At 60.4% G+C, this 11,089-nt stretch carries 12 protein-coding genes and 1 tRNA gene; 4 read left to right on the forward strand and 9 right to left on the reverse strand.

Annotated features, from left to right (window positions below; translation table 11 throughout):
- Positions 1 to 8: 8 nt before the first annotated feature.
- From GKC30_RS14155 to GKC30_RS14195, 9 genes are all read right to left on the reverse strand, one after another.
- On the reverse strand, positions 9 to 797 hold the full coding sequence (locus tag GKC30_RS14155) for an acyl-[acyl-carrier-protein] thioesterase (protein WP_155935626.1): 789 nt from the start codon (positions 795 to 797) through the stop codon (positions 9 to 11).
- Positions 798 to 851: 54 nt separating this feature from the next.
- A complete protein-coding gene (locus GKC30_RS14160) occupies positions 852 to 1,631 on the reverse strand; it encodes a substrate-binding periplasmic protein (protein ID WP_196772908.1) in 780 nt (259 codons plus the stop codon).
- 88 nt (positions 1,632 to 1,719) lie between these two features.
- Positions 1,720 to 2,313, reverse strand: coding sequence for a MarC family protein (locus GKC30_RS14165; RefSeq protein ID WP_155935628.1), 594 nt, complete (start codon positions 2,311 to 2,313; stop codon positions 1,720 to 1,722).
- A 134-nt stretch (positions 2,314 to 2,447) separates the two neighbouring features.
- A complete protein-coding gene (locus tag GKC30_RS14170; protein WP_367614154.1) occupies positions 2,448 to 3,215 on the reverse strand; it encodes a substrate-binding periplasmic protein in 768 nt (255 codons plus the stop codon).
- A gap of 174 nt (positions 3,216 to 3,389) precedes the next feature.
- Positions 3,390 to 5,006: a DNA repair protein RecN gene (locus GKC30_RS14175; protein WP_155935629.1), complete on the reverse strand. Its 1,617-nt coding sequence runs from the start codon at positions 5,004 to 5,006 to the stop codon at positions 3,390 to 3,392.
- Positions 5,007 to 5,170: 164 nt separating this feature from the next.
- Positions 5,171 to 6,313, reverse strand: a complete 1,143-nt coding sequence (locus GKC30_RS14180) for an alginate lyase family protein (RefSeq protein WP_155935630.1) — start codon at positions 6,311 to 6,313, stop codon at positions 5,171 to 5,173.
- Positions 6,310 to 6,801 carry a GNAT family N-acetyltransferase gene (locus GKC30_RS14185; protein WP_155935631.1) on the reverse strand — a complete coding sequence of 164 codons (492 nt, stop codon included), beginning with the start codon at positions 6,799 to 6,801 and terminating at the stop codon, positions 6,310 to 6,312. The genes GKC30_RS14180 and GKC30_RS14185 overlap by 4 nt, the downstream gene beginning before the upstream one ends.
- On the reverse strand, positions 6,798 to 7,658 hold the full coding sequence (locus GKC30_RS14190) for an ABC transporter permease (RefSeq protein WP_155935643.1): 861 nt from the start codon (positions 7,656 to 7,658) through the stop codon (positions 6,798 to 6,800). Before GKC30_RS14190 ends, GKC30_RS14185 begins: the two co-directional genes overlap by 4 nt.
- On the reverse strand, positions 7,658 to 8,656 hold the full coding sequence (locus tag GKC30_RS14195; RefSeq protein WP_155935632.1) for an ABC transporter permease: 999 nt from the start codon (positions 8,654 to 8,656) through the stop codon (positions 7,658 to 7,660). The genes GKC30_RS14190 and GKC30_RS14195 overlap by 1 nt, the downstream gene beginning before the upstream one ends.
- Before the next feature lie 143 nt (positions 8,657 to 8,799).
- On the opposite strand from GKC30_RS14195, the gene GKC30_RS14200 reads away from it, so the two are divergent.
- The 4 genes from GKC30_RS14200 (at position 8,800) to GKC30_RS14215 (ending at position 10,620) form a co-directional block, all read left to right on the forward strand.
- Positions 8,800 to 8,875, forward strand: a tRNA-Ala gene (locus tag GKC30_RS14200).
- A 352-nt stretch (positions 8,876 to 9,227) separates the two neighbouring features.
- On the forward strand, positions 9,228 to 10,040 hold the full coding sequence (locus tag GKC30_RS14205; protein WP_155935633.1) for a hypothetical protein: 813 nt from the start codon (positions 9,228 to 9,230) through the stop codon (positions 10,038 to 10,040).
- A gap of 61 nt (positions 10,041 to 10,101) precedes the next feature.
- On the forward strand, positions 10,102 to 10,332 hold the full coding sequence (locus tag GKC30_RS14210; RefSeq protein WP_155935634.1) for a type II toxin-antitoxin system ParD family antitoxin: 231 nt from the start codon (positions 10,102 to 10,104) through the stop codon (positions 10,330 to 10,332).
- A complete protein-coding gene (locus tag GKC30_RS14215) occupies positions 10,333 to 10,620 on the forward strand; it encodes a type II toxin-antitoxin system RelE/ParE family toxin (protein ID WP_155935635.1) in 288 nt (95 codons plus the stop codon).
- Positions 10,621 to 11,089 lie beyond the last annotated feature (469 nt).

Here is an 11,089-nt window from a genome sequence, read left to right on the forward strand (position 1 = left end):
GGGCGCGTTCAGGCGTTGCGGGGCCGCCACCAGGAGCGCATACGCACGATCTCGCGGTCGTCGGCAATGCGGGTCAGGCGGTGGAGCAGGGTGGGCGTCCCGTTGTCCGGGTCGGCCTCGGCGCAGACCGAGACATAGGCATCGCCGACAAAGGATTCGCTGCGAAACTGGATGTCGAGGCCTGTGCAGAAGCGGGTCTCCTCCCAGGCTTGCGGCACTGCCTCAAGGCAGAACTCCGCATAGCGTACGTTGTTGACGTGGCCGTTGATGTCCAGGTCCGCCCGTCGGGCGGCCAGGGTCTGCTCGTGCTCCCCGGACGACAGCCGGGTCACGGCCCTGGTCGGAAAGGCGAGGGCGCGTTCTACCTCGGGGATGAAGCGTGCGTGCAGCACCTCGTGCGGCGGGTCCGGCCGATGGGTGCGGGCGTTCATGGTCACCCAGGCCGAGGTGGCCCGGCCCAGTACCGCGCCCGGCCCCGCGTCCTCTCCGTTCGGGTCGAGGATCAGGAAATCGCGGGTGGCCACCAGCCGTTCGTTGCCCGACGGCCAGGTGCGAACCCGGACGCTATCGCCGTAGCCGGGCATCCGTTCCATCATCACATGCAGCCGGGCCAGCAGCCAGTAGTGTCCGCTGGTCTCCAGGTCGTGGTAGCCAAAACCCAGGCCGTCGGCGTGGCGCGAGGCGATGTCCTGGAGCTGGTTGCACACGGCCGTGACAGGAACGCGCCCATCCTGGCGCGGTTCGTAGGAGCGTACATCATAAACGCGATCGAGAACGAGGAGAGAGTCGGAAGTCATGAAAAATGCTCGCGTATGTCCCGGTCGGACGGGTTATGCCGTGTTCGGCGTATATCAGAGGTAGCCGAGAATTATTTCGCGGATGACGCCCTCGTCCATGGCTTGGTCCTGGACGGCCGAGAACCGCTCGAGAATGGCCGGGGCGTCCGGGTGGGCGGCTCTGAGGCCGAAATGGAAGCTCGACGGTTCGCCAACCGGCAGTTGCCGGACGCGCACCTTTGCCTTGAGCCCGGCTTCGCGCAGGGTGTGCAGCGCGGCCAGACTGTTGCCCACAAAGATGTCCGCCTCGCCGGAGGCGACCATGGACAGGGCCGTGGACAGGGAGTCCACATAGTCGATCGGGTGGTCCGGCGGAAAGGTCCGGGTCGCCCATCCGTTACCCGCGTAATCCACCTGCCGGAAGGGGCGTAACCCATCAAGGTCCGCGACGGCGTTGATTTCGGCCAGCCGGGGGTTGTCTGCGGAGCAGAAGATGGAGGGCAGGCTCTCCACCACGGGGGTCTCGGCGAACAGGACATATCCCTGGCGCTGGGGGGTGGGGTTTGTGCACAGGACATCGCCTTGGCCGCGTTCGACCATGGCCTGGGCCGAGGGCCAGTCCAGGCCGCTATGCGTGAGGGCATAGCCCATGCGCTCGCCCAGCAGCTTGTCCATGCAGTCCACAAGGATGCCGGTCATGGTCCCGTCGAGTTCCATGGAAAAGGGTGGGAAGTGCCGGTCCCAGCAGCAGGTCAGTCCCTGGCGGTCGGCGAGGGCCAGCGAGGGGGTCAGGGCGACGGCGGCTGCGGTGGAGCCGAGCAGGGCCAGGGCTTGTCTGCGGGTAATCTTGCTCATGGGGCACCTGTCTTGGATGTGGCGGTTTGACGCACTATAGGGGGTGGCGTCCTGCATTGCAACCGGCGCGGGCCGAAAGGCTCACGGGTCAGGTCAGGAAGTTCCTGATCCCGGTGAATACGATCTGGGCGGCCATGGCCGAGAGGACCAGCCCGGTAATGCGTGTGAGCACGGCCAGCCCCATGGGGCCGATGAGCCGATGGATGGCCGTGGCCGAGAAGAGGAGTGCGGTCACGGTCAGACAGGCGCAGACCAGGGCGGCCGCGCCCAATGCCTGTTCCGTGGGACCGCCCAGCTCGGCGCCGAGGATGAGCAGGGTGCCGATGGTGGCCGGACCCACGGTGATGGGTATGGCCAGAGGCACCACGGCCATGTCCGTGTTCTCTTCCGGCTCGGGCCGCGTACGCTTGCCCGAGACCAGGGACACGGCCGAAAGGAAAAGCAGACTGCCTGCGCCCACGCGGAATCCGTCCATGGTGATGCCCAGGGTGGAGAAGATGGGATTGCCCGCGAAATACAGGATCAGGGAGATGATCAGCACGGCCACGGATGTTCTGATCGCCACACTGCGCTGCTGCATTTTCTCCATGCCTTCGGTCAGCGACAGAAAGACCGTGAGCACGAAAAACGGTGTCAGCAAAAAGAAGAGTTTGATATAGAGCGAAACAAAAAGGTTACCCATGAATACTCCGCGCCACGCGCAACAAATCGGTTTGCGGCTCGGGCAACTCGTGCGCCCGGCCGGATCGGGGTTGGGGCGGGGGGCCCGCTCCTTCTCTGCTCCGCAACGAGTGTACTCGTCCGGGGCGGACTTGGCTAGTGGGCGAAATTGCGTTCCATGATGGCGTCGTACACGCCGTTGGCCTTGATGGTGTCAAGGGCCTGCTGCCATTGCGCCACCATTTCATCGGGGACATCAAGGGAGAAGGCGAGCCAGGCGCTCGACTCGTTGAAGAGATACTCGGTGCGCTCGAAGTCGTCGGGGTCGAGGCCCGCATGACTGACCATGTAGCGGTAGGTGCGCTCGCCCATGAGCACGAGGTCCACGCGGCCCTGGTGCAGCTTGAGGTAGCTCGAATCATAGCTCGGGCCGATGTCGAGGTTGGTGAACCCCCTGGCCGCCATGGCCTTGTGGGTGTAGCCGTCCTTGCGGGCCGCGATGCGCTCCACGGCCATGGCATCCTCAAGGGTCTTGATTTCAAGAGGGCTTCCCTTGCGCTTGAAGAAATAGTCCCCCTCCTCGAATACCGGACCGACCCACTTGAACAGCGGCTCCCGCTCCGGGATGCGGACAATGGCGAAAAGGGCGTGCATGGGCTCGGTCTTTGCCCGCTCGAAGGCCCGCAGCCAGGGCACCTCCTCAAGCTCGCTGTCGTCGCCCGCGAGGTGCTGGATCTCACGGACGACCTCGGGCACCACGCCCCACAGTCTGTCGCCGTTGGCATAGACCAGCGGCGGGTAGACAATGGCCTGCATCTTCACCTGTCCAGCCGCTGCCGCGACCGGCAGGGCCAACCAGAGGCAGACCAGGGCAAAGCATAGATGGGTACCCCGGCAGACCTGGGCGGGGGAAAGTCTGTCCACGGCATTCTCCTGGAGGAAACCGTTACAAGTGTGTTGATAGTATGGTAGCCGGTGTGGAAAAGTCCAGTGGAATCGGCGTGTCAGCGCGGCGGTCGGCTTCCTTGGCGGGCTGATGGGCCGCCACGTGCTCACAGGTGTCTATATTAATTGAATGTATGAATATGCAGCAATCTTTCACCGGCAGAGCTTTTCGGCCAGGGCGTCGCCCTGCTCGCCGCCGCCCGCCATACGCGAGAGCTCTGCCCGGATGCGCTGGCCGTCGAGGCGGTCGCAGCGGGTGTAGGTGGCGCCGTCCACCACATCTTTTTGGATGAGGAAGTGTCGGTCAGCCCTGCCTGCCAGTTGGGGCCAGTGGGTGATGAGCAGGGTTTGCTGCCTGTCGGCCAGAGTGCGCAGCCGTGCTCCGACAGCGTTGAGGGTCAGGCCGCCGATGCCTGCGTCCACTTCGTCGAAGATGAGAGTGGGCAGCGCGTCGTGGTCGTTGGCGTTCTCGCCGTTCATGGTCACCAGGGCGAGCAGGAAGCGCGACAGCTCGCCCCCCGAGGCGATCTTGTCCAGGGGTTGGGCCGGCTGGCCGGGGTTGGGCACCCACATGAGTCTGCCGCGCAGATCCTCGCAGCCAGGGTATATTTCGCGGGCATCAAATTCGTAGTGGACCTTGACATGCTCCGAGAAGCCCAGGTCCTTGAGTTCCGTCACAATGCGCTGGCACAGCGAGCCAGCGGCCTTCTGCCGCGCCCGGCCCAGTGTGGTCAGGGTTGCCTTGAGGGCCTTGGCGGCCGCGTCCTCTTCGGCCTTGAGGGCCTTGAGGTCGAGGGCGCAAGCATCAAGAAAGGAGAGGTTCTCGTCGATCTCGCTCTTCAGGTCCACGATCTCGTTCAGACCCCGTTTGAGCTTGCGCTTGAGCCGGGCCAGTTCGAACAATCGCGCCTCGATATCGTCAAGGCTCATGTGGTCGTCGTCCAGGTCCTGGCCCTCGGGGCCGCGCCTCAGCCGCGAGTCGAGATCGTGCAGCATCATGCGCAGCTCTTCAATGGCCTCGCGGTCGTCCTCAAAGCCGGGGAAGAGCCGGGCGATGATCTCCATTTCGCGGGTGAGCAGGGTCATGGCGTCGAGCAGACCCACTTCGCCGTGGAGGATGTTCAGGGCGTTTTGCAGACACTCGCCCGCCCGCTCGCGGTCCTTGAGGATTTTCTTGCGTTCCTCAAGGTCGTCCTCCTCGCCGGGGCGGGGTTTGACCCTGTCGATTTCCTTTTTCTGAAATTCAAGGAATTCGCGTTGTTTTTCGACAGTCTCGTAGCGGGCCATGAGCCGGGCCTTGCGTTCGAGCACGTCGTTGAGCACCGCCAGGGCGTCATTGCGCGCAGTGAGCAGCGAGGGGTCGGGCAGGAAGGAGTCGAGCACCTCGGCCTGGTATGCCGGGGAAAGCAGCTTTTGCTGGCCGTGCTGGCTGGTATGGATGACCAGGGATTGGCGCATGTCGCGGATGGTGGGTTGGGACGAGAGCTGGTCGTTGATGTAGACCCTGCTGCGGCCGGTCTCTGCCGAGAGTTCGCGCCGGATGACCGTCTCGCCCTCGGGCAGGACGAAGAGGGCCTCCACCGATGCCTTTTCCTTGCCCGGCCGGACCAGGGCGGCGTCCATGCGCTCTCCCAGAAGAAAATCCACGGCGCGCATGATGAACGACTTGCCCGCGCCGGTCTCGCCGGTAAGGGTGTTGAGTCCGGGCGAGAATTCGAGCTCCATGTCCTCGATGAGCGCCAGATCCTTGATGCGTAGCAATTCGAGCATGATGCTGTGCCTCCGGCAAGTCGCAGTCCCTTGACCGACGCCGCGCCGAGGGGCTGGCTGACGGCCGCGTCATGACGCATGGTATCATAGTTCGCCGAAAAGTCCCGGGCAAAATGCGGCCCGAAGTCTTCTCCTGCGGCCCACGCCGTCTTGGCTGGGCGTTCTCAATGGGCCAGTGCGGCCCGGACGTGGTCGGCCCCGGCTCCGGCCAGATCAAGATACCGGGGCTCCTTGTACACCAGCGCGGCCCGGTGGAAAAGGGGGGCATCGTCAGGGGGAAGCAGCCGGTCGGCACAGTCCGGGACGCAGTCCGTGTCGCCGTCCGGGGTGGCCGTTGGTCCGGCGGTCAGGGCTTCCAGGATGCCGCGCAGTCCGCTGGTGTGCCACAGGTCAACGCCTGTTCCCTCGGCCACGGCGGCCAGGATGAGCATGGCCCGCAATTCCATGCCGCTTCGGAGTGGTGGCGCCATGCGGCCGCGCATTGCCTCTGCCGTGGCCCTGGCCAGAGCGTCGTTGCCGGTCAAGCGGGCGAAGGCGGTCACCTGGGCCGCGTGCCACAGGCCAAGGTCACCCTGGTCAGCCGCCGCCAGTCGTCCTGATTCGCTGCGGCGCAGCCAGTGGAGATAGTCGGCGAACCAGCCCCTGACCTCCCTGTCTACCGGCCCGCTCCAGGCCGGTGATGTGGCCAGCAGACAGGCGGCCTCGGCGGCGGCGATCAAGTCCCGGCCTTCCATGATGCCGGCAGGGGTGCCAATAATCGAGCCGGGCCGGGTCCGGGCGCGGTCGAGGTGCGGCCGGGCGCGGGTCTGGGAGTCGCAGCACCAGGCCCACAGCAGGGCCGTACCCTTGCCTGCGTATTCCGCGTTGCCGGTCAACTTCCAGGCCAGGGCCAGGGTCAGGACGTGGCGGGCCATGCGGCGCATCCGCATCCTGTCGAAGGTCTCGGCGCACGGGTCGGCCATGTCGGCGAATCCGGGGTCAAGGGACCAGTAATCGTGCAGCCCGCCGCCCGGCGGCGGTTCGGGTTTGAGAACCACGGAATCCGCCGGGGCGGCCATGGCCGCGTCCGCCTCGCGGATCAGACCGTCCAGGGCAGAGGCCAGCGCGGGGTCGTCAGCCGCGAGCCGGGCCGAGGTCCGGTCCAGCACCTGGGGCGAGAAGACCAGGGCCGCGGGAAGACCCCCGGCGGACGGGCCATTCGCCCGCGCCGGGTCAGGGACGGCCAGGATCGCTGCCAGGATTACGACCAGAAAGACCAGCCCAGTCAACCGGCCGGTCGCGGCCCGTTTCGCCCCATTTCCTTTCATCTCTTGAGGCGGGAGACCATCTTGAGCATGGTATAGACCCTGACCGGCCCGCCGGGCACATCGCGCGAGTCGAAGCTCGATGCCCGGCGAAAGCGCATCCGGGCATAGAATTCCAGCGCCGGGCCGTTGGCCTCGTAGCAGTAGAGGGTGATGGTGGGGAATCCCATGGCCCGGAACGCCTCCTCGATCCAATGGATCAGGGCGCGGCCCGCCCCCTGGCCCTGATAGGCCGGGTCCACCCAAAGCTCGGTGATGGTGTTGTCCGTGTACATGACAAAGCCGACAATGCGGCCCATGATCTCGGCCACCCCGGCCCGGCTCAGGCCGATACGCACCGTGCGCGAGGCCGTGTTGGCGTCGTACCATTCGCGCACGTACTGCTCGGGCATGAAGGTGGCGTAGCTTTGTGCAAAGGCGTCGCGCATGATCTGCTCCATGGCGAAGACATCGTCCTGGGTCGCGGCGCGGGTGTGCGGGGTGATGCTCATTGTTTCAGCCTCGGGTCAAGCAAATCCCGCAGGGATTCGCCAAGCAGGTTGTAGCCCAGGACCGTGACGAGGATGGCCAGACCGGGAAAGACCGACAGCCACCACGCGATGCCCAGCACCTCTTTGCCCTCGAGGAGCATGTTGCCCCAGGAGGCGTCGGGCGGCTGGACGCCCAGGCCGAGAAAGGAGAGGGAGGATTCCGTCAGAATGGCCCCGGCCACGCCCAGTGTGGCCGAGACCAGCACCGGGGCCAGGGCATTGGGCAGGATGTGGCGGGCGATGATGCGGCCCGACCCGGCCCCGGCAGCGCGGGCAGCCAGAACGTAGTCGCGCTCGCGGATGCTCAGGGTCTCGGCCCGTACCAGTCTGGCCACGCCCATCCATCCCGTCAGGCCGATGACCACCATGATGTTGGTCAGGCTCGGTTCCAGAAAGGCGATGACCGCCAGGATCAGGAAAAACGACGGGAAGCAGAGCATGACATCCACCCCGCGCATGATGATCTCATCGGCCAGCCGTCCGAAATATCCGGCCATCAGGCCGAGGACGAGCCCAATGGAGGTGGCGATGCCAACGGCCACGAAGCCCACCCACAGCGAGACCCGTCCGCCGAAGAGAATGCGCGAGAACACGTCGCGGCCCAGGGCGTCGGTGCCCATCAGGTGTTCGGCGCAGGGAGCCCTGAGCAGGGCGTCCACATTGATCAGGTTCGGGTCGTAAGGCGCCAGCCACGGGGCCAGCAGGGCGCCGATCGACATCAATCCCACGATGAGACTGCCTGCGGCAAGCAGGGCGTGGCGCGACCAGGGCGATGGGCGTCTGAGGGGGCGTCGTATTTTTTTTCGGCCAAACCACATCATCGCTCGCGCCCTCCGCCGAGGCGAACACGCGGGTCGGCCAGGCTGTAGCCCACGTCGGCCAGGAGGTTGCCCGCCAGGGTCAGCACCGCGCCCAGCACGAGGCTGCCCATGATCAGCGGATAGTCGCGGGCCATGACCGCCTGATAGAAGAGCTGGCCCAGCCCCGGCAGCGCGAAGATGGACTCGATGATCACCGAGCCGCCGATCAGCGCGGGCACCGACAGGCCGAGGATGGTGATCACCGGCATGAGCGCGTTCCTGAGCGCGTGCTTGAAGAGCACCACGCGGCTGGGCAGCCCCTTGGCCCGGGCGGTCATGATGTAGTCCTGGTGCAGCACCTCGAGCATGGAGGAACGCATGAAGCGGGACATGCCTGCCCAGGAGCCCGAGGTGTAAATGAACACCGGCAGAATGAGATGCCTGACCACGTCCCAGACCTTTTGCGGTCCGGTCATGTGCTCATGACCAAGGGAGGTGAGCCCGGAGATGGGCAGGATGGGCCAGGCGATGCCGAGCCAGAGCATGAGCAGCAGTGCCAGCCAGAAGCCGGGCATGGCAAAGCCGATGAAGACCACCACCGTGGAAACCCGGTCAAAAGCGCCGCCCCGCCACCACGCCGAGGCCACGCCGATGGGCACGGCGATCAGCAGGGTCAGGACCAGGGAGGCCACGTTCATGCCGAAGGTCAGGGGAAGCCGTTCCTTTATCTTGTCCCACACGGGGCGGTGGTCGCCGGACATGGACTGGCCGAAGTCGAGCCGGACCAGCCGCGAAAGCCAGCTGGCGTATTGAATGTGCAGGGGCCGGTCCAGGCCGTAGAGCTTTTCGAGCTGGGCCCGGGCCTCCATGCCCGCCTCGGGGTTGAGGGTGGTTTGCAGGTCCGTTGGCGAGCCGGGCGCGAGGTGTATGACCCAGAAGCTGATGACCGTGATGCCAAGAAAGACCACGGCCACCCATATGAGTTTCAAGAGGATTCGTTTGAGTATCTGGGCCATTGGATGTCCTTGTTCCCCCCGGTGTCCCTTGTGTACTGCAAGACGAAGGGCGAATCAATGAACACCGACCACAAAAATCCGTACCCCTTCCGCTCTTTATCGGTTGACATCGCCCGGCCTCTTGGCTAATTACCCAACGCCGTGGGGCTGTAGCTCAGTTGGGAGAGCGCTTGAATGGCATTCAAGAGGTCGTGGGTTCGATTCCCTCCAGCTCCACCACACATTTTTCTTAAGTAAAAGGACCGTTTAGCTGCTTAGGCTGGATGGTCCTTTTTCTATGGTTGGTCAATCAGGTGGTCAACCATTTTGTTGACTAAGTGTTTGAGATCGCTGATTAAAGACGTGTATGAACTGTGGTTGAGGTGAGAGAGCGGAACGCCATATTCTAGAGAGTTTTGACAATGAGGTTTTGAACTTGAATTGGCAACGTGGTATAGAATTGAGAATGTTCTAAAAGTATGAGGTAAATATGGAACCAAAATTTTTGCGCGCGTTGGTGCGGCATTGGGATTGTCTCGAAAAGCGCATAGACCAATGTAGGGAAGTCTACCCGGAGGTCCTACTGCCTTATGTGTTCGCAGCGTTTGAAACTGCAGTCGTAGATACTCTTGTTGAACTTGTCTCTTTTGATTTCGGGAATATTTGCCAACAAAAACTATTTAGAAAAAAAGTCCTTCCTTCATATTTACGAGGTACTGAGTTTAATGATTTTTTCGTAACAGAGTTTTTGAAATATACTTATATAGAAGAGTTGAAAAACAAGCCGTTGGATGAGAAAATTAAAGCCCTTTTGCGACCTCTTGAGATAGATTGCAAAGGTGAAATTAAAAGTATGCTTGAAAGGATTAATGACTACAGAAAATTGAGAAACAGTTTAGTGCATCATGATTTATGCAGGTATGAAACGCTCGGGAATGTAAAAGTAGAATATGTCGATGGCCGATATGTTTTTAACAGAGACGATGCAATAGAATTGATTGAACTACTTGATACTTTCTCAACTCAAATCAAGGAAAGACTGAGAATAGAGTTCGGAGAATATACAGATTTGCATATTATCCAAAGGTATTGGGAAAATATTTTTGATACTAATGTGTTAGCCTTTTCGAAATGCTGGAACACAAATGGAGCTATATTCTATACTGGCCCAAGTCCCGAGGAATATGCTCAAACGTATGGTAGTACTAGGGTCGCTTGCCTCTTATCTCTTTTTCTCGCTGCATTTAATGGACATGAGAAAATAGTTTATTATTCTCATTTGTTAGCTCTTCCGATCAAAGAGAGGAAGGAATATCAATCAAAATTTAATAAAATTCTGGAACTGCACGACATTATTGATTTGCAAAATATGCAGATTGAACTCTCTTACAAGCTGAACATCTAATCCTCTTGTCTCTGGTACCAATAAATATTATAATCCTCTTAAGTCGCAATGGGAGGACCAAATGCAAAAAAACACCAGCGTCACGCTCGGACCGCATTTTGAAAACTTTATCAGCAACCAAGTCAAAGAAGGGAGATTTAACTCCGCCAGCGAAGCTATTCGCGCTGGGTTACGTCTTCTTGAGGAGCGCGAAGCCAGAGTCAAAGCACTGCAACTCGCACTCAGCGAAGGCGAGAAGAGTGGTATTGCCGACTATTCATTGGAAAAGCTGTCTGCCGAGTTGGACGGCTAGATGCGATTTCAGCTTACCAATAAGGCGTATGCCGATCTCAAGAATATCGCCAGGTACACGCAAACGACTTGGGGTATCGAGCAGCGGAAGGAATATCTATCGCGGCTGGATCAATCTTTCCATGTGATCGCAGAGAATATCGGCATCGGCAGGAATTGCGATCACATCAGAGAAGGATATTTCAGTCATCCGGTTGGAAAGCATCTGGTCTTCTATCGCGTTGAAGACGAGATAGTGACCATCGTCAGAATCCTGCACCAGAGTATGGATGTGGAACGGCAATGCTAACCCAAAATTTGGTCAACCATCCGGTCAACCAAACCCCTTTAACACCACCCTCAAATCACCGATTTTCTGTTGATTTCAAAATAAAAAGTCAAGATATTTCAATGCTTACGCGCCTGTCTTCATGTGTGGCATTCAAGAGGTCGTGGGTTCGATTCCCTCCAGCTTCACCACAAGAAAGTTAAGGGTTTCAAGTAAATACTTGGAACCTTTTTTCGTGGTTTTTGGCTGATTTCAGGAATATGTCCGCTATGTGTCCGCCGCTTCCGACGAGCTGTTTGTAAGCTGACACCTAACTTGAGAAAATGAGCCACGTAAGTTGAGAAAACCTGCGTGGCTCATTTTCGAGACCTCTGCACGGCAACAACCACACTTTTTCTCTTTAAGTATTTGATTTATTATGCTATTCTTTCTTCATTCAAAGGAGGAAGGCATGGCTATTCGGCAGAAAGGACCTCGGTTGGGTGATTAT

The organism is Pseudodesulfovibrio alkaliphilus, from assembly GCF_009729555.1.
In the GTDB taxonomy this organism is placed as follows: Bacteria; Desulfobacterota; Desulfovibrionia; order Desulfovibrionales; family Desulfovibrionaceae; genus Pseudodesulfovibrio; species Pseudodesulfovibrio alkaliphilus.

Bases quoted from the DNA above. Each gene is read 5' to 3' on its own strand.
- GKC30_RS14155 (WP_155935626.1), bottom strand. From the start codon at position 797: ATGACTTCCGACTCTCTCCTCGTTCTCGATCGCGTTTATGATGTACGC.
- GKC30_RS14180 (WP_155935630.1), bottom strand. From the start codon at position 6,313: ATGAAAGGAAATGGGGCGAAACGGGCCGCGACCGGCCGGTTGACTGGG.
- GKC30_RS14215 (WP_155935635.1), top strand. From the start codon at position 10,333: ATGCGATTTCAGCTTACCAATAAGGCGTATGCCGATCTCAAGAATATC.
- GKC30_RS14160 (WP_196772908.1), bottom strand. From the start codon at position 1,631: ATGAGCAAGATTACCCGCAGACAAGCCCTGGCCCTGCTCGGCTCCACC.
- GKC30_RS14175 (WP_155935629.1), bottom strand. From the start codon at position 5,006: ATGCTCGAATTGCTACGCATCAAGGATCTGGCGCTCATCGAGGACATG.
- GKC30_RS14210 (WP_155935634.1), top strand. From the start codon at position 10,102: ATGCAAAAAAACACCAGCGTCACGCTCGGACCGCATTTTGAAAACTTT.
- GKC30_RS14195 (WP_155935632.1), bottom strand. From the start codon at position 8,656: ATGGCCCAGATACTCAAACGAATCCTCTTGAAACTCATATGGGTGGCC.
- GKC30_RS14185 (WP_155935631.1), bottom strand. From the start codon at position 6,801: ATGAGCATCACCCCGCACACCCGCGCCGCGACCCAGGACGATGTCTTC.
- GKC30_RS14165 (WP_155935628.1), bottom strand. From the start codon at position 2,313: ATGGGTAACCTTTTTGTTTCGCTCTATATCAAACTCTTCTTTTTGCTG.
- GKC30_RS14190 (WP_155935643.1), bottom strand. From the start codon at position 7,658: ATGTGGTTTGGCCGAAAAAAAATACGACGCCCCCTCAGACGCCCATCG.